Here is a 17,598-nt window from a genome sequence, read left to right as displayed (position 1 = left end):
GTCACAAGGCACGCAGCTTCTGGCGGCGGACCACGTGGATGAAGAACGGCGCGCCGATGAGCGCGGTGATGATGCCGACGTCGATCTCGCTCGGGCGGGCCACGACGCGGCCCACCACGTCGGCCGCGGTCAGCAGGCTCGCCCCGCCGAGCGCGCACAGCGGGAGCAGCCACCGGTGGTCGACCCCGGTGAGCATCCGGAACAGGTGGGGCACCACCAGGCCGACGAAGGAGATCGGTCCGGCGATCGCGGTCGCCGCGCCGCAGAGGACGACCGCGCCGAAGGCGGCGGCGCCCCGGGTGATCGCCACCCGTTCGCCGAGCCCGGCGGCCACGTCGTCGCCCAGGGCGAGCGAGTTCAGTCCGCGCGCGCAAGCCAGGCAGACGAGCAGGCCGGCGACGAAGAACGGGGCGGCGAGGACGATCGTGTCGAAGGAGGCGCCGCCCACACCGCCGACGCGCCAGGACTGGAAGCGGTCGGAGATGTCGCCGCGGGGCAGGACCACCGCGGTGATGAAGGAGGCGAACGCCGCGGAGGTGGCCGTGCCCGCGAGGGCGAGCTTCAGCGGCGTGGCGCCGCTGCGCCCCAGCGAGCCCACGGCGTACACGAACACCGCAGAGATGCCGGCCCCGGCGATGCCCACCCAGATGTGGGTGGAGGGGGCGGTGAGGCCGAACCAGGCGATGCCGACGAGGACCGCGAGCGAGGCCCCCATGTTGACCCCCAGGATGCCCGGGTCGGCCAGCGGGTTGCGGGTGACGCCCTGCATGACCGCGCCCGCGACCGCCAGCGACCCGCCGACCACGACCGCGAGGAGCGTGCGGGGGATCCGCTTGGTCACCGCCGCCTCGGCAAGGGTCTCGCTGGAGCCGCCGAGGGCCGCTACGACGTCGGACCAGTCGACGTCGCGCGAGCCGATCGTCACGGAGGCGGCCGCGGCAGCCACCAGCGCGGTCACGCCGAGGAGCAGCCAGAGCGCGCGCGACCGCCCCGGACGTCGTGTGGCGACGACGTCCGGGGCGGGTGCGGGTGCGGGTGGTGCGATCGTCACTCGGCGCCGGCGGCCTTCGCGAGCATGGCCACGTAGTCCTCGAGGACGTAGGAGATCGAGAGCGGCGTCGGGTTCGCGGCGGTGCCCAGCGGCGTGTTGGGCAGCAGGACGATCGCGTCGTTCTCGACCGCGGGCATCTTCGAGAGCAGCGGGTCGCTCTCGAGCGCCTCGACCAGCTCCTGGTCGCCGTAGGTCACGATGACCTCGACGTCGTCGAGCTTGTCGACCTGCTCGGCACTGAGGGTGCCGGAGAACTGGCCGGCTTCCTGCGAGGCCTCCTCGATGCTGGCCGGCGTGGCGAGCCCGAGGTCGGTGAAGAACTTCGCCCGGGTGTCCTGGGTCGTGTAGTAGCTGACCTCGCTGAGGTCGGTGGTGTCGACGTGGGTGAGGAACATCGTCTTCTTGCCGGCCAAGCCCGGGTGGGCGTCGACGGCCTCGGTGATCTCGGCCTCGAGATCGGCGACGAGCTCCTCGCCCTCGGCGGCCATGCCCATGGCCTCGCTGCTCTGCAGGATCATGTCGCGCCACTCCGTCGACCAGGGAGCCTCGGGGTAGGCGATGGTCGGTGCGATCTCGGTGAGGGTGTCGTAGTCCTCCTGGGTGAGGCCGGAGTACGACGCCAGGATCAGGTCCGGCTCGGTGTCGGCCACGGCCTCGAAGTCGATGCCGTCGGTCTCGTCGAAGAGCACCGGCGTCTCCGCGCCCAGCTCCTCCAGCTCGTCGGAGACCCAGGGGAGCAGGCCGTCGCCGTCGTCGTCGCCGAAGTTGGCCGCGGCCATGCCGACCGGCACGACACCGAGGGCCAGCGGCACCTCGTGGTTGGCCCACGCCACGGTGGCGACGCGCTCGGGCTCCTCCTCGATCGTGGTGGTGCCGAGGGCGTGCTCGATGGTGATCGGGAACTCGGCGGACGACGACGAGTCCTTGCTCGGCGCGTCGGCGGCGGCTTCGTCGTCGGACGAGCCACAGGCGCTGAGCACGAGGGCGGCCGCTCCGAGGGAGGCGGTGAGGAGGCGCAGGGAACGCACGGTGGTCCTTTCGGGCACGAGGGGCGCCGGCGGCGCCCGATCTCGCCACGACCCGGGGGTGGACCTCGGTCGCGACGGAGGTGAGGCTAACCTAAGTGCACCGGTCGTTGTCGAGGGAGGTCCCGTGCACGGAACTGTGGTGTCGGCCACGTGGGTCACCCCCGCGATGGTCCGGGTGGTGCTTGGCGGCGACGGGCTCTCGGGCTTCGAGATGCCCGACTGCACCGACGCCTACGTCAACCTCGCGATCGCGCCCGAGGGCGCGCCGTACGGCCCGGTCTTCGAGCCCAAGCAGGTGCGCGACGAGCACGACGCGCAGTGGTGGCCGGCGCGCCGCCGCTACACCGTCCGTGCCTGGGACGGTGAGCGGCTGACCATCGACTTCGTCGTCCACGGCGACCTCGGCGCGGCGGGCCGCTGGGCGGCCTCGGCCGCGCCGGGGGACGTGCTGGTGCTCGAGGGTCCGGGTGCGGGCTACAAGCCGGACCCGACGGCCGACTGGCACCTCATGGTCGGCGACGAGTCCGCGCTGCCCGCCATCGCCGCCTCCCTGGAGGCGGTGCCCGCCGCGCGGCCCGTGGTCGTCCGGCTGGTCTGCGACGACGCCGAGCACGAGCTGCCGCTCACCACCCCGGGCGACCTGGACCTCCAGTGGCTGCACCGCGCCGGCGACGACGACCCGGCCACGCTGCTGCTGCGCTCGCTCGAGGCGCTCGACGCCCCGGCCGGCCGCGCGCACGCCTTCGTCCACGGCGAGGCCGAGGAGGTCCGCGGCCTCCGCAAGCACCTCCTCGTCGACCGCGGTCTGGGTCGCGCCGACATGTCCTGCTCGCCCTACTGGCGCCGCACGATGACCGACGAGGCCTGGCGCGCGGTCAAGTCCGACTTCGTCGCCGCCATGGAGGCCGACGTCCCGGCTGTCTGACCTCGGCCGGGCTCAGGCGGCGGCGACGGCCCGCCGGTCCAGCAGGGCCCAGAGCCGCAGGACGACGGCGAGCACGACGAGCACGCACAGCCCGACGGCGGCGCCGGCGAGCAGCGTCCCGGCGGCGCCCCCGGCGGGCCCGCGTGCGTCGACCGCGCGGCCGACGACGACCGCCGTGGTGAGCAGGGCGGCGACGACGCCGAGCGCGAGCGACGCCTGGCGGCCTACAACGGCCCAGCGCTCGCGGCTGCTGCGGCCGCGGGCGGTGAGGTAGAGCTCGCGCAGCGGCATGAACAGTGCGAGCAGCACGTAGAGCAGGCCGCCGAGGCCGGTGCCGGGGAGTCCCGCGGTCACCTCAGTGGCCCTTCTCGTAGACGAGCAGCGGCTTGCGGAGGACGACCTCGCTCCAGAGCGCCCGGATCATGAAGACCCCGTTGACGATGCGCAGCACGAGGAACGCCGGCACCGACGCCAGCGCCTTGCCGACCTCGCCGCGACGGCGGGCCGCCACGAGCACGGGCACGAGGATCGCCGGCACGTCCACGACGTACGCCGCCAGCAGCCAGGGGCTCACGACGACGGCCAGCACGGGCAGCACGAGCAGGTAGACGAGCGAGGCGACCACGGCGTCGACCATCGCCACGCCGACGGCGGTGCTGAGGAACGGCAGGGGGAGGATGCCGCGCCAGTGCAGCCGCACGTTCTGCACGAAGCCGTGCGACCAGCGCCGCAGCTGCTTGGTCATGAAGTCCAGGTCGTGCGGCTCGATCGGGTAGCAGACCGCCTCCGGCACGAACCGCACGCGGTGGCCACGCTGGAAGAACGTCCAGGTCAGGTCCATGTCCTCGGCGCGGGTGCGTTCCGACCAGCCGCCGGCGTCGCGGAGCACGTCGGTGCGGTACGCCGAGAAGCAGCCGGACGCGATGAGCGGCGCGCCGTAGTGGTCCTGGGTGGGCTTGTAGAAGGTGAACGACAGCAGGTACTCGACGTACCGCCCGCGCTCCCACACCGACCGCACGTGGCGCGGGACGACGAAGCCGCAGGCCGCCGCGACCGACGCGTCGGCCTCGAGCGGCTCGAGGAGCGTCTCGATCGCATCGGGCGCGAGCGTGGTGTCGGCGTCGATCGCCATGGTGTACGCCGTGTCGACCAGGCCGAGGGCCAGGTTCTGCGCCCCGGCCTTGGAGCCGGTGTTGTGCTCGGGCCGGATCACCTCCGCGCCGGCCGCGCGGGCGGCCTCGCCGGTGCCGTCGGTGGAGCAGTCGTCGACGACGACGACCCGCGCCGGCGGGGTCGACTGGCCGAGCACGCTGCGGACGGTGTCGGCGATCGAGGCGACCTCGTCGTAGGCCGGGATGATGACCGTGAGGTCGTCGGCGGGGACCCGCTCACGACGGTGCCGGCCCGGCCGCTGCTCGGGCCGGTCACGTCGTGAACGGGCGGGGTCGACGAGGTCACGCTCGACGTCCGGGTGGACCGAGGTCGTCACGGGCGGCTCCTGGAAGGCGTGCTGCGCCGCGGGGGAGTCGGCGCAGGGCGACGCACGGCGCGCCGCCCGACCACCACCTGTCGCCGGGAGCGGCTGCCGTTACATCAGCCGCTGACCGACCGCTGGGTCGGCGCCATGCCGCTACGCCGCTGCTAGACGGCCGTGGCGGGCAGCGGTGCGCCCGGGAGCAGCCCCTCGCGCCGGGCGACGAGCACGGCAGCGCCGATCGTGGCGACGACGGCAAGGGCGTTCAGCGTCGGCATCGAGACCGTCTTGACGAGCACGAACGTCTCCAGCGAGCGCGACTCCAGCAGCCACAGCGTGCCGGCCGCCTTGGCCGCGCCCAGCGCGCCCCACAGCAGGGTGAGCCGGGCGAAGAGCCGCCGGATCCCCGGCCGGAGCGCCAGGTCGTCGTCGAGCGGGTAGAAGTCGCCCGCGAGGCGCGCCACCACCGGCCGGGCGGTGGCCAGCGACAGCAGGAACAGCGCCGCGATCAGGCCGTCGGTGACGATCGGCTGGAGGAAGTACAGGTACGTGCTGTCGAAGACGACGGACACCCCGGTCCGCACCGTCATCACCGCCGCGGTGAGGTAGAGCAGCCCGGACGCGCGCCGACCGGTGCACGCCCGCCACGCGATCGCGCCGTACGACCACGCCAGCGCGGCGCCCATCGCGACCCAGACGTCGCCGAGCCGGAAGCAGGCGTAGAAGAGCGCCGCCGGCACGGCGCACGCGACCAGCAGGTTGACCCCGACCCGGCGGACGACGGCGCCAAGACGGGGACGGGCCGGAGGACACCCGGCTCCGGTCGGCAGGACGGGTGAGGGGTGCGACAGCGGCATGGGTGGCCCTTCAGGCCGGAGGGCCGAGTCGAGGAGGCACTGCGACCGGCACCGTGTCGGTGGTGCCGTTCCCCGCAGTACCTCCAGCGTAGGTGGCGGCCGGTCGCCGCGGGCCGGATCGGGGAGGCGGCCGCCAGATCGGAGCGGCAGGGTCAGACCGGGAGGGTCACGGTGAAGACGCTGCCACGACCGGGCTCGCTGTCGACGGCGATGGTGCCGCCGTGGGCGCTCACGATCGAGCTGACGATCTCGAGGCCGAGGCCGGTGCCGGGGATGTGCCGCTCGAGCGCGGCGCCGCCGCGGAAGAACCGGGTGAACACGTCGGTGAGCTCGTCGCGGGCGATGCCGATGCCGGTGTCGCGGACCGTCAGCTCGACCGCACCGGCGACCAGGCCGAGCACGACCTCCACCGACCCGCCGCGCTCGGTGTACTTCACGCCGTTGGAGACCAGGTTGTCGACGACCTGGCGCACCCGCTGCTCGTCGACGCGCGCGACCAGGCTCGTCGGCAGGTCGGCGTCCAGGGTCACCCCGGCGCGGTCCGCGGCGGCGCGCGCGGTCTCGACCGCCTCGCCGACGAGCGCAGCCAGGTCGACGTCGCCGCGGTGCATCTCGAGTCCCACCTCGCCGGCCTGGGCGACCAGCAGCAGGTCGGAGACGAGGGTGCGGAGCCGCTCGGCGTTGCGGCGCACGACCTGCAACCGGTCGACGACGTCCCCCGGCAGGTCCTCCTCGCAGAGCATCTCCAGGTGCCCCAGGACCGCGGTGAGCGGGGTGCGGAGCTCGTGGGAGACCGAGGAGACGAACTGGTCCTTGACCTGGAGCGCCCGCAGCAGGTCGGTGATCTCCTGGTAGGCCAGCGCGGCGCCGACCCGCTCGCCCGACGGCGCACGGACCTGCCGGGCGCTGGTGGTGAAGGCCGCCCGGGTTAACGGGTCGTCGCCCACCCAGTAGCGGTAGTCGGTGAACTCCTCGCCCTGGGTGGCGAGGTACGACGGCATCTCCTCACGCGTCAGCGGCGTGCGGCCGTCGAGGTGGTAGACGTGCCCGAGCTGTCCGGCCGCGCCGTCGTGCCCGTCGGGGAACGGCAGGTTCATGGTCTCGCGGTGCCGCCGGTTCATGCGGAGGTAGCGGCCGTCGGCGTCCAGCAGGAGCAGGCCGACCCCGACGGTCTCGAAGACCGCCTCGAGCGCCTGCCGCTCACGTTCGATCTCGGCGTTGGCGGCGGCGAGCCGCTGCTCGGCCCCGTGCTGCTCGGTGACGTCGAGGATCTGGGCGACGAGGTGGTGCAGCCGGCCGTCGGCGTCCCGGACCGCGCCGACGGACAGGTCGGTCCACACCGAGCGGCCGTCGGTGTGCAGGTAGCGCTTGCGGAGCCGGTAGGAGTCCAGCTCCCCGGCGGTGGCGCGGTCGAAGTGCTGCACGTCGTGCTCGAGGTCGTCACCGTGCGTGAACTCCGCGAAGTGCAGGCCGCGCATCTGCGCGGGGTCGCGTCCCAGCATCTCCGCGAACGCCCGGTTGACCAGCATCACCCGCCCCTCGAGGTCGACCAGGGCCATGCCGACGGGGGAGTGCTCGAGCGTGAGCTGCCACAGCACGGCGGCATCGGCTGCCGGCCCGTCGTCGGTGGGCGTGTCCATCCGCGCCTCCTCCCCGTCCCTCCTAGGGGTGTGGTGGCCTCACCGTAGGCGACCGGCCCGCCCCGTGTGCGGGTTCGCGCCGGTCTAGGTCGCTCGGTAGCGACGCTCCGGGCGCCCGGTCCCGCCGTACCGAAGCCGGACGGCCGCTGCACCGTGATCGACGAAGTGCTCGAGGTAGCGCCGGCAGCTGACCCGGGAGATCCCGACGGCCTCCGCTGCCTCGGTCGCGGAGAGCTCGCCTGCCCCGCGGAGCGCGGCGAGGACCGTCTCGGCGGTCTCGGGGCTCAGCCCCTTCGGTAGCGTCGTCCGGGGCCGTCCGAGTGGCGCAAAGACCGCGTCGATGTGCGCCTGGTCCGGCGCGTCGACGCCCTGCAGCGCCGCGCGGGCGGCTCGGAACACCTCCAGCCGCGCGAGGAGGTCCTCGTGCTCGAACGGCTTGACCAGGTAGTGCGCCGCGCCGGCCGCCGCCGCAGCGCGGACGGTGTCGACCTCGCGCGCGGCCGTCACGACGATGACGCCGACGTCGTCCCCCCGACCGCGCAGCCGGCGCAGCACCTCGATGCCGTTGAGGTCGGGCAGGTGGACGTCGAGCAGCACGAGGTCGGGACGGAGGCGCTCGACCGCGTCCAGCGCCTCGGCACCGGTCGCCGCCCGGCCGACCACGACGAAACCGGGGGCGCGCTCGACGAAGCGCGCGTGGATCGAGGCGACCATGAAGTCGTCGTCGACGACCAGCACCCGCAGGTCGTCCCCGCCGCCGTCAACGTCCGTCACGCTCGCTCCTCCCCGCCGGCAGCCGCGCGGTGAACACCGCCCCCGGTCCGTCCTCACGCTCGTGCACGGAGACGGATCCGTCACGCCTTTCGCAGACGACCTGCACCAGCGCCAGGCCGACGCCCCGCCCGCCGGCGTCGCTCGGCTTCGTCGTGAAGCCTCGCCGGAAGACGGTCTCGACCTGGTCGGACGGTACCCCCGGCCCGGTGTCGGCGACCTGGACGACCGCCGTACCGTCCGCCTCCAGCGCCAGGCGCACGTCGACGCGTGCCCGCCGCCCCGTCCGCCCGGTGGCCGCGACCGCCTCGACCGCGTTGTCGACCAGGTTGCCGAGCACCGTGCCGAGGTCGGCCGACAGCTCGTGGTCCAGCCGCGGAAGGCGGGTGTCGTCGGTGAGGCCGAGCCACATGTGCCGCTCCGCGGCCGCGCTGGTCTTCGCGATGAGCAGCGCGGCGACCGCGGGGTCGTCCACGCGGGCGGTGACCGCGTCGCTGATCGCCGCCCGGCGGCGGGTGAGCGTGCTGATCATCCGGGCAGCTTCTTCGGGCTCGCCGAGCTGCAGCAGCCCAGAGATCGTGTGCAGCTGGTTGCTGAACTCGTGGGTCTGGGCGCGCAGCGTCTCGGTGACGCTCTGCCGGGCGCTGAGCTCGCTCTGCAGCGCCAGCAGCTCGGTGCGGTCGCGGACGGTGGTGACGGTGCCGGTCGGCCGACCGTCGTGCCGGACCCGGTTGCGGTTGGTGACCAGTACCCGGCCGGCGACGACGAGCACCTGGTCGTGGACCTCGGTGGCCCCGCTGAGCAGCTGGTGCACCGAAGGCTCGAGGTCGAGGTCGTCGACGCGACGGCCGGTCGCCGCACCGGGCAGCCCGAGCAGCTCGCGAGCGCTGTCGCTCACGACGGTGAGGACCCCCGCCTCGCTCACCGCGACCACTCCCTCCCGGATCGAGGTGAGCAGCGCCTCGCGCTGGTCGGCGAGGGCGGCGATCTCGTCGGGCTCGAGCCCACGCGTGCGACGCCGGACGAGCCGTGAGAGCAACCACGACCCGGCGCCGCCGAGCGTCAGCCCGAGTCCGAGGAAGAGGGCGAGCTCCTCGGTCGCCTCGCCCAGGCGCTCGGTGGCCGGCGGGTAGTCCTCGGTCACCACGACCACCCCGACCAGGGTCCCGGTCGGAGGGCGTCGCCCGGCCTCCGCGGCGTCGCTGTCGCTGTCGGAGAGCACCGGCACCATCGCGGCGATCGCTCGCCTGCCGCGGTCGGTGATGTCCCCGGTCCACTCACGCCGGTCGAGCACGCTGCCGTCGCCCAGGTCGACGGGTCGTCCCCGCCGGGTGGGGTCGGTGCCGACCACGACCGTGCCGCTCGGGTCGGTGAGGTGGACCGACGTCGCGCCGACGAGGTCGGCGCGGTCCTGGATGTACGCCGCCAGCGCGGTCCGGTCGCCCGGCACCTCCATCGCGTCGCGCACCGACTGCGTGGAGGCGAGGTTCTCTGCCGTGGCCCGGAGCCGGTCACCGCGGGTCTCGCGGAAGGCGGCGTCGGCCTGGCGGACGGACACGACCGCCGAGACGAGCACGACCGCCACGAGGACCGTCAGCTGCAGGAGCAGCACCTGCGCCGCGAGGCTCAGCCGCGGGCGACGTGACCACAAGTTCCACAACCTCCATTGGTTCCCGAAGGGTGACGACCGCCACAAGGGTCGAGATGCTCGTCCCCCCGAACGTGACAGGAGAGACATGCTGACGGCAACACGAGCGCTCGCGGCGGCCGTCGCCGCAGTGGTGGTGACCGTGACCGCCGGGTGCGGGGTGACCCGCGGGGACGCGTCGCGCGACCTGGCGATGTGGATCCCCAACAGCCCCGGCGGCGGCTACGACCAGACCGGGCGGGCTGCGGTCAGCGTGATGGAGCACGACGACGTGACCGGCGGCGACTTCGAGGTCACCAACATCCTCGGTGCGGGCGGCTCGGTCGCGCTGACCCGCCTGATGGGCGCCGCCGGTGACGAGCACACGCTCATGACGATGGGCCTCGGCGTGGTCGGTTCGGCGTACTCCTTCGCCCTGCCGTTCAAGGTCACCGACGCCACGCCCATCGCGCAGCTGATCGAGGACCAGGAGGGCGTGCTGGTGCCCACGGACTCGCCGTACGAGTCGATCGACGACTTCGTCGACGCCTGGCGTGCGGACCCCGCCGGCATCGCGGTCGGCGGCGGGTCGAGCCCGGGCGGGCCCGACCACCTGTTCCCGATGCAGCTCGCCGAGGCGGTCGGCATCGAGCCGTCCACGGTGCGCTACGTCCCGTACGACGGCGGTGGTCCGCTGACCAGCGCCCTGCTGGGCGACAAGATCGCGGTCGGGTTCTCCGGACTCGGGGAGTTCGAGGGCCAGATCGCCGCCGGGGAGCTGCGGGTGCTGGCGGTCTCCGGCGAGGAGCGGCTGGCCCGCGGGCCGGCCGCGGACGTGCCGACGCTGACCGAGTCGGGAATCGACCTGGTCTTCACCAACTGGCGTGGCGTCCTCGCCCCGCCGGACCTCTCCGAGGAGCGCCGCGCCGAGCTCATCGCCTTCATCGAGGAGATGCACGCGTCGCCGGAGTGGCGGCGGGCCCTGGAGGACAACGGCTGGACCGACGCGCTGGTCACCGGCGACGACTTCGGCCGGTTCCTGGACGAGCAGGACGCGCGCGTCGCGTCGACACTGGAGGAGGTCGGTCTGCTGTGACCGCGACCGCGCACGAGACGACGGCGGCTCCGGGACCGGCTCCCGTCGACCGACCGCAGCTGGGCCTGGCCGCCGGCCTGGCAGCGCTCGGCGGCTACACCGTCTACGACGCCACCACCCTCGAGGTCGGCTTCGCCGATCCCGTCGGCCCCCGGGTCTTCCCGTTCGTCGTCGGTGGGGTGCTGGTGGTCCTCGCCGTCCTGCTGGTCGTCGCGACGCTCCGCGGCTCGCGCCCCGAGGCGGAGGACGGCGAGGACATCGACCTCGACACCCCCGCGGACTGGGTCACCGTCGGCAAGCTCGTCGGCGTCCTCGTCCTCACGATCGCAACCATCGACGTCCTCGGCTGGGCCATCTCCGGCGCGCTGCTGTTCGCGGGGGCCGCCTGGGCCCTCGGCAGCACCACCCTGGTGCGTGACGTGCTCGTGGGCGGCGTGATGTCGGTCGGCAGCTGGTACGCCTTCTACGTCGGGCTCGGCATCCCGCTGAGCCCCGGCCTGCTCGACGGGATCCTGTGATGGACAACCTCTCGCTCCTGTGGGGCGGCCTCGAGTCCGCGGTCACCCCCGAGAACCTCCTCTGGGCCGCCCTCGGCGTGCTCCTCGGCACCTTCGTCGGCGTGCTCCCGGGCATCGGGCCGGCGATGGCGGTGGCGCTGCTGCTGCCGGTGACCTACGGCCTGGAGCCGACCCAGGCGTTCATCATGTTCGCCGGGATCTACTACGGCGGGATGTACGGCGGGTCGACCACCTCGATCCTGTTGAACACTCCCGGCGAGTCGTCGTCGGTGATGACCGCGATCGAGGGCAACAAGATGGCCAAGGCCGGCCGAGCGGCCCAGGCGCTGGCCACCGCGGCGATCGGCTCCTTCATCGCCGGCACCGCCGGCACGCTGGGCGTGGTCTTCTTCGCGCCCGCTCTCGCGGACGTCGCAGTGCGCATCGGCGCGCCGTCGTACCTCGCCATCACGATCATGGCGCTGGTGCTGGTGACGGCAGTCCTCGGGACCTCCCGGCTGCGCGGCTTCATCGCGCTGTTCCTCGGCCTCACGATCGGCCTGGTCGGCCTGGACCTCAACACCGGGCAGCCGCGGTTGGGCTTCGGCACGACCCAGCTCGCCGACCGCCTGGACATCGTGGTGGTGGCCGTTGGGATCTTCGCGCTCGGCGAGGCGCTGTGGGTGGCCGCCCACCTCCGCCGCACGCCCATGCAGATCACGCCCGTGGGGCAGCCGTTCATGGGCAAGGACGACTGGCGCCGCTCGTGGGGCCCGTGGCTGCGGGGCACGGCCCTCGGGTTCCCCTTCGGTGCGGTCCCAGCCGGCGGCGCCGAGACCCCGACGTTCCTCTCCTACCTCGCCGAGAAGAAGCTCAGCAAGCACCCGGAGGAGTTCGGTCGGGGCGCCATCGAGGGCGTCGCCGGGCCGGAGGCCGCCAACAACGCCTCCGCGGCCGGCACCTTCGTGCCGCTGCTCGCGCTCGGCCTCCCCGTCACCGCGACCGCGACGATCATGCTGGCGGCCCTGCAGGGCTACGGCATCCAGCCCGGCCCCCAGCTGATGACCGAGCAGCCGGACCTGGTCTGGACGCTGCTCGCCAGCCTCCTGATCGGCAACACCCTGCTGTTGGTGCTCAACCTCCCGCTCGCGCCGTTGTGGGCCCGGCTGCTGCGGGTGCCGCGTCCTTACCTCTACTCGGGCATCCTGTTCTTCGCCTCGCTCGGTGCCTACACAGTCAACCTCGACGCCTTCGACCTGTTCCTGCTGCTCGTCTTCGGGCTCCTCGGCCTGGCGATGCGGCGGTTCGGGCTGCCGGTGCTGCCGCTCGTGCTGGGCGTCATCCTGGGGCCGATCCTGGAGTCCAAGGCAAGGGAGGCGCTTGCCATCTCCGGTGGTTCCGCCTCCGGTCTCGTCGACGAGCCGCTCGCCGTCGCGGTCTACGCGGTGGTCGCGCTCCTCCTCCTGGCGCCCTTCGTGCTCGCCCGGCTGCGCCCGGGCCGTCCACGAACGGACGGCCGGGCAACGCCGGAGGCAGGGGAACGGACCGACGACGGAGAGCTGGTGGACCGATGAGCACGATCCTGGTGGGCTTCACGCCCGACGAGTTCGGGAGGGCCGCCGTGCGGCACGCCGCGGCGGAGGCGCGGCACCGCGGCTACCGGCTGCTGATCGTCAACGGCAGCAAGGGCGATGCGTACGTCGACCGGCGCTTCGCCGCCCCGGAGGTGCTGGCCCACGTCGGTGACGACCTCGCCGGGGTCGAGCACGAGGTGCGCCAGGTCGTCGTGGCGGACGTCGCCGAGGAGCTGCTGCGGATCGCCGGCGCGGAGCAGGTGCGCCTGGTCGTGCTCGGCCTGCGCCGGCGGACGCCGGTCGGCAAGCTGCTCATGGGCAGCGTCGCGCAGCGGGTGATCCTCGAGGCGGTCTGCCCGGTCCTTGCCGTGAAACCGGACACGGAACCGGTCTGAGCGGCGTCGACGGTTCGCGGGTGGCGTCCTCGGCCGGTCATACTCGGCGACGACCATGACTGCAGCAGACACCCGCCCCGGACCGACGCCCCCGCTCTCGGTGGCGCTGCTGACCCTTGGGTGCGCGCGCAACGACGTCGACTCCGAGGAGCTCGCCGGCCGGCTCGAGGCTGACGGCTTCCGCCTCGTCGAGGACCCGGCGGACGCCGACACGGTGGTGGTCAACACCTGCGGCTTCGTCGAGAGCGCCAAGAAGGACTCCGTCGACACGCTGCTCGAGGCCGCCGACCTCAAGCCGTCCGCCGGCGGGCGGGGCAAGGCCCAGGCCGTGGTCGCGGTCGGGTGCATGGCCGAGCGGTACGGCAAGGAGCTGGCCGAGTCGCTGCCCGAGGCCGACGCGGTCCTCGGCTTCGACGACTACCCCGACATCGCCGCGCGGCTGCGCTCGATCGTGGCGGGGGAGGCCCACCACCCGCACACGCCGCAGGACCGCCGCCGGCTGCTGCCGATCTCCCCGGTCGAGCGCGCCGCGTCGACGCTCGCGGTTCCCGGCCACGGCTCGGCGCCCACGTCGACCGCGGAGATCGGCCAGGGCGCGCCGGCCACCGGCCCCCGCGCCGTACGCCGCCGGCTGGACGGCGGGCCGACCGCCCCGCTGAAGCTGGCCTCCGGCTGCGACCGGCGCTGCTCGTTCTGCGCGATCCCGGCCTTCCGCGGCTCCTTCGTCAGCCGCCGGCCCAGCGACGTGCTCCAGGAGGCGCAGTGGCTGGCCACCCAGGGGGTCCGCGAGCTGTTCCTGGTGAGCGAGAACTCCACGTCCTACGGCAAGGACCTCGGCGACCTGCGGCTGCTGGAGACGATGCTCCCCGAGCTGGCCGCCATCGACGGCGTCGACCGGGTGCGCGTCTCCTACCTGCAGCCCGCCGAGACCCGCCCCGGGCTGGTCGAGGCGATCGCGACCACGCCGGGCGTCGTGCCGTACTTCGACCTCAGCTTCCAGCACGCGAGCGCGTCGGTGCTGCGCCGGATGCGTCGCTTCGGTGACCCGGAGAGCTTCCTCGGCCTGCTCGAGCAGGTCCGCGGCCACGCGCCCGAGGCGGGCGTGCGTTGCAACGTGATCGTCGGGTTCCCCGGCGAGACCGAGGAGGACCTGCAGACGCTGTGCGACTTCCTGGTCGCCGCCCGGCTCGACGTCACCGGCGTCTTCGGCTACTCCGACGAGGACGGCACCGAGGCCGCGAGCTACGACGGCAAGCTCGACGAGGACGAGGTCCGCGCCCGCGCCGAGCACGTCACGGCCCTGGTCGAGGAGCTCACCGCCCAGCGCGCGCTCGAGCGGCTCGGCGAGACCGTCGAGGTGCTGGTCGAGTCGGTGACCGACGAGGACGGCGAGCTCTCGGTCGAGGGCCGCGCCGCGCACCAGGGCCCCGAGGTCGACGGGTCGACGTACCTCCTCGGCCACCGCGCGCGGGTCGGCGACCTCGTCACCGCGGTCGTCGTCGACGCCGAGGGCGCGGACCTCTACGCCGAGCCGATCGTGCAGGAGGCGCACGCATGAGCGAGACCCAGCCGCAGGTGTCGAACCTGAACCTGCCCAACGTGCTCACCACGTTGCGCATCGTGATGGTGCCGTTCTTCGGCTGGGCGCTGCTCGTGGACGGCGGCGACTCGATCCTGTGGCGCTGCGTGGCCTACACGCTCTTCGTCGTCGCGATGATCACCGACAAGATCGACGGTGACATCGCCCGCGCACGCAACCTGGTCACCGACTTCGGCAAGATCGCCGATCCCATCGCCGACAAGGCGATCACCGGCATGGCCTTCATCGGACTGTCGATCGTGGGCGACATCTGGTGGTGGGTGACGATCGTCGTCCTCGTCCGCGAGTGGAGCGTGACGCTGCTGCGGCTCTCCGTCGCCAAGCGCGTCGTCATCGCGGCCGCCAACCTCGGCAAGCTCAAGACGACGATGCAGGCGCTCGCCCTCGGCGGGCTCGTCCTGCCCCTGCGCGACCCCGACCTGCCCGACGCGCTCGAGGTGCCCGGCGAGGTGCTCTTCTACGTCTTCCAGGCGTGCCTCGTCGTCGCGGTGGCGCTGACCCTGTGGTCGGGCTACGAGTTCTTCCGCGACGCCTGGAAGCAGCGCCGCGCGCTGGGCGCCGGCGCCCGCTGACCCGCGCGCTGACGGCCGAACCTGTCGGCGATTGGTCACCTGTTCGTCACCTCGGGTGAGGTCGAAAGGGTCCGGTGTCGTATTAGGGTGACAGCGGCCTCATCGGCCGTCCGCCCCTCGTGCCGGAAGGTTTCCGCTTGCTCGCGCTCGTCTCGGGACGTCGTCTGTCGACGGCGATGGCGTGCGCTGCTGCCTGCATCCGGGGCCGTCATCGGGCACGCGCCCGTCACCCCCACCTGGAGATCGCCCACATGCCTGCCACCCCCAAGCGGTTCGTCGCGCCCCTCGGGCTCGCCGTCGCCGCCACGACGCTGGTGCTCGTCCCGGCCCCCGCCCACGCCGCCACCGTCGACATCACGCTGCTCAACATCAACGACTTCCACGGCCGGATCGACGCGAACACCACGAAGTTCGCCACCACGGTCGAGCAGGTCCGCGCCGAGGCCGGTGACGCCAACACCCTGTTCCTCTCCGCCGGCGACAACATCGGCGCCTCGCTCTTCGCCTCGTCGAACCAGCAGGACCAGCCGACCATCGACGTGCTCAACGCGCTCGATCTCGCCGGCTCCGCGGTCGGCAACCACGAGTTCGACCGCGGCTTCGCCGACCTCCAGGGCCGGGTGCAGGACGCCGCCGACTTCGACTACCTCGGCGCGAACGTCTACAAGCAGGGCACCGAGGAGCCGGTCCTCGACGAGTACGCCACCTACGAGGTCGGCGGCGTGACCGTCGGTGTCATCGGCGTCGTCACCGAGGAGACCCCCGCGCTGGTCAGCCCGGCCGGGATCACCTCGATCTCCTTCGGCGACCCGGTGGAGGCGGTCAACCGTGTCGCGGCCGAGCTCTCCGACGGCGACGAGGCCAACGGCGAGGCCGACGTGCTCGTGGCGGAGTACCACGAGGGCGCCGGCGCCGGCACCCCCGACGGCTCCACCCTCGAGGAGGAGGTCGCCGCCGGCGGCGTCTTCGCCGACATCGTCGAGGACACCGCTCCCGAGGTCGACGTCATCTTCACCGGCCACACCCACAAGCAGTACGCCTGGGACACCGGCACCCGCCCGATCGTGCAGACCGGCTCTTACGGCGAGAACATCGGCCGCGTCGACCTGACCGTCGACGACGCCACCGGCGAGGTGACGGCGTACGCCGCCAGCAACGTCGCCCGCGCCGCCGAGGCCGACCTGACCCTGCCCCGCGTGGCCGAGGTCGCCGAGATCACCGAGGCCGCGCTCGACGCGGCCGCCGAGGTCGGCAACGAGCCGGTCGCGACGATCACCGGCGACATCACCACCGCGTTCGCCGACGGCAAGCGCGACGACCGCGCCTCGGAGTCGACGCTCGGCGGCCTGGTCGCCAACGCCCTGCGCGACGGCCTCTCGGAGATCGCCGAGCCCGACCTCGGCCTCACCAACCCCGGTGGCCTGCGCGCCGACCTGCTCTTCGCGGGGGACACCGCGGAGAACCCGGCCAACACCGACGGCGTCGTCACCTTCGCCGAGGCGAACGCGGTGCTGCCGTTCAACAACACCGTCGCGCTGGTGGAGCTCACCGGTGCCTCGCTGAAGAAGGTGCTCGAGCAGCAGTGGCAGACCGACGACGAGGGCAACGTCCCGTCGCGGCCCTACCTCCAGCTCGGGATGTCCGACAACGTGCGGGTCACCGCCGACCCGAGCAAGCCGGCGGGCCAGCGGATCACCTCGGTCCGCATCGACGGCGAGCCGCTCGACCTCGACCGCACGTACACGGTCTCCACGCTGTCGTTCCTCGCCACCGGTGGTGACAACTTCCGTGCCTTCACCGAGGGCACCTACACCGACACCGGTCTCCTCGACGCCGAGCTGTGGCGCGATTACCTGGCCGGCAACGACCCGATCTCCCCGGACTTCGCCCAGCGCCAGGTCTTCTCGACGATCCCGGCGAACGTCCAGCCGGGCAGCACCGCGTCGTTCACCATCGAGAAGCTCGGTCTGACCTCGCTCGGCGCGCCCGCCGACGGCACGGTCACCGCCACCCTCGGCGGCGAGACCATCGGCACCTTCCCGGTCACCGACCGGACCGCGCAGATCGACCTCGCCGTCCCGGCCTCGGCGACGCCCGGTGACGTCATCACCCTGACCACCGAGCAGGGCGCCGTCCTCACCACCACGGTGGCGGCGGCCGGCCCCGGCCCCAAGGCGGCGGCGAACCTCACCGCGCAGAAGAAGCCAGCCAAGGTCACCGTCGGCAAGAAGGTCCGGATCAAGGTCGCCGTCCGCACCGAGGGCGAGGCCGCGACGGGCAAGGTCAAGGTGTTCGGCTACGGCAAGGCGCGCACCGTGACGCTCAAGCCGAACGGCAAGATCACCGTGAAGCTCGGGTCGTACGGCAAGCCGGGCCAGAAGAAGGTCCGCGTGAAGTACCTCGGCAACGACACGACGAAGTCGGACACCCAGGTCCTGAAGTTCTGGGTCAGCAAGAAGAAGTGATCCACCCCGCGGGGCCCGCCGATCCG

General features: G+C 73.0%; 16 protein-coding genes. 8 read left to right on the top strand and 8 right to left on the bottom strand.

Annotated elements, in window-relative coordinates:
- Position 1: 1 nt before the first annotated feature.
- A complete protein-coding gene (locus H7344_RS06600) occupies positions 2 to 1,051 on the bottom strand; it encodes a FecCD family ABC transporter permease (RefSeq protein ID WP_229707069.1) in 1,050 nt (349 codons plus the stop codon).
- On the bottom strand, positions 1,048 to 2,079 hold the full coding sequence (locus tag H7344_RS06595; protein WP_186345220.1) for an iron-siderophore ABC transporter substrate-binding protein: 1,032 nt from the start codon (positions 2,077 to 2,079) through the stop codon (positions 1,048 to 1,050). The genes H7344_RS06600 and H7344_RS06595 overlap by 4 nt, the downstream gene beginning before the upstream one ends.
- Positions 2,080 to 2,203: 124 nt before the next feature.
- On the opposite strand from H7344_RS06595, the gene H7344_RS06590 reads away from it, so the two are divergent.
- The gene (locus H7344_RS06590; RefSeq protein ID WP_186345219.1) at positions 2,204 to 3,004 is read left to right on the top strand and encodes a siderophore-interacting protein; all 801 of its coding nucleotides are present in this window, start codon (positions 2,204 to 2,206) and stop codon (positions 3,002 to 3,004) included.
- 12 nt (positions 3,005 to 3,016) lie between these two features.
- On the opposite strand, the gene H7344_RS06585 is transcribed toward H7344_RS06590, so the two are convergent.
- From H7344_RS06585 to H7344_RS06560, 6 genes are all read right to left on the bottom strand, one after another.
- Positions 3,017 to 3,358 (bottom strand): hypothetical protein, encoded by a 342-nt coding sequence (locus tag H7344_RS06585; RefSeq protein WP_186345218.1) that lies wholly within the window; start codon positions 3,356 to 3,358, stop codon positions 3,017 to 3,019.
- A 1-nt stretch (position 3,359) separates the two neighbouring features.
- Entirely contained in the window at positions 3,360 to 4,493 is a 1,134-nt protein-coding gene (locus H7344_RS06580) for a glycosyltransferase family 2 protein (RefSeq protein ID WP_186345217.1), read from the bottom strand.
- Positions 4,494 to 4,645: 152 nt separating this feature from the next.
- Positions 4,646 to 5,335, bottom strand: coding sequence for a VC0807 family protein (locus H7344_RS06575; RefSeq protein ID WP_186345216.1), 690 nt, complete (start codon positions 5,333 to 5,335; stop codon positions 4,646 to 4,648).
- A 152-nt stretch (positions 5,336 to 5,487) separates the two neighbouring features.
- The gene (locus H7344_RS06570; protein WP_186345215.1) at positions 5,488 to 6,975 is read right to left on the bottom strand and encodes a sensor histidine kinase; all 1,488 of its coding nucleotides are present in this window, start codon (positions 6,973 to 6,975) and stop codon (positions 5,488 to 5,490) included.
- Between the two features lie 84 nt (positions 6,976 to 7,059).
- Positions 7,060 to 7,749: a response regulator gene (locus tag H7344_RS06565; protein WP_229707070.1), complete on the bottom strand. Its 690-nt coding sequence runs from the start codon at positions 7,747 to 7,749 to the stop codon at positions 7,060 to 7,062.
- Positions 7,736 to 9,397, bottom strand: coding sequence for a sensor histidine kinase (locus H7344_RS06560; protein ID WP_222130333.1), 1,662 nt, complete (start codon positions 9,395 to 9,397; stop codon positions 7,736 to 7,738). Before H7344_RS06560 ends, H7344_RS06565 begins: the two co-directional genes overlap by 14 nt.
- Positions 9,398 to 9,482: 85 nt before the next feature.
- Between H7344_RS06560 and H7344_RS06555 the strand changes: the two genes are divergently transcribed.
- The 7 genes from H7344_RS06555 to H7344_RS06525 all read left to right on the top strand — a co-directional run bounded on the left by H7344_RS06555 (position 9,483) and on the right by H7344_RS06525 (position 17,572).
- A complete protein-coding gene (locus H7344_RS06555) occupies positions 9,483 to 10,469 on the top strand; it encodes a Bug family tripartite tricarboxylate transporter substrate binding protein (protein ID WP_186345213.1) in 987 nt (328 codons plus the stop codon).
- Entirely contained in the window at positions 10,466 to 10,987 is a 522-nt protein-coding gene (locus H7344_RS06550) for a tripartite tricarboxylate transporter TctB family protein (protein ID WP_186345212.1), read from the top strand. The genes H7344_RS06555 and H7344_RS06550 overlap by 4 nt, the downstream gene beginning before the upstream one ends.
- Complete coding sequence (locus H7344_RS06545; RefSeq protein WP_186345211.1) at positions 10,987 to 12,540, top strand: tripartite tricarboxylate transporter permease; 1,554 nt, start codon at positions 10,987 to 10,989, stop codon at positions 12,538 to 12,540. The genes H7344_RS06550 and H7344_RS06545 overlap by 1 nt, the downstream gene beginning before the upstream one ends.
- On the top strand, positions 12,537 to 12,935 hold the full coding sequence (locus tag H7344_RS06540) for a universal stress protein (protein WP_186345210.1): 399 nt from the start codon (positions 12,537 to 12,539) through the stop codon (positions 12,933 to 12,935). Before H7344_RS06545 ends, H7344_RS06540 begins: the two co-directional genes overlap by 4 nt.
- Before the next feature lie 55 nt (positions 12,936 to 12,990).
- On the top strand, positions 12,991 to 14,493 hold the full coding sequence (rimO, locus tag H7344_RS06535; RefSeq protein WP_186345209.1) for a 30S ribosomal protein S12 methylthiotransferase RimO: 1,503 nt from the start codon (positions 12,991 to 12,993) through the stop codon (positions 14,491 to 14,493).
- Positions 14,490 to 15,107 carry a CDP-diacylglycerol--glycerol-3-phosphate 3-phosphatidyltransferase gene (gene pgsA, locus H7344_RS06530; RefSeq protein WP_186345208.1) on the top strand — a complete coding sequence of 206 codons (618 nt, stop codon included), beginning with the start codon at positions 14,490 to 14,492 and terminating at the stop codon, positions 15,105 to 15,107. Before rimO ends, pgsA begins: the two co-directional genes overlap by 4 nt.
- A 251-nt stretch (positions 15,108 to 15,358) precedes the next feature.
- Positions 15,359 to 17,572 (top strand): bifunctional metallophosphatase/5'-nucleotidase, encoded by a 2,214-nt coding sequence (locus tag H7344_RS06525; RefSeq protein WP_222130332.1) that lies wholly within the window; start codon positions 15,359 to 15,361, stop codon positions 17,570 to 17,572.
- Positions 17,573 to 17,598: the final 26 nt, after the last annotated feature.

The organism is Nocardioides deserti (assembly GCF_014266025.1).
In the GTDB taxonomy this organism is placed as follows: domain Bacteria; phylum Actinomycetota; class Actinomycetes; order Propionibacteriales; family Nocardioidaceae; genus Nocardioides; species Nocardioides deserti.
This window is presented reverse-complemented; position numbering and strand designations above follow the sequence as displayed.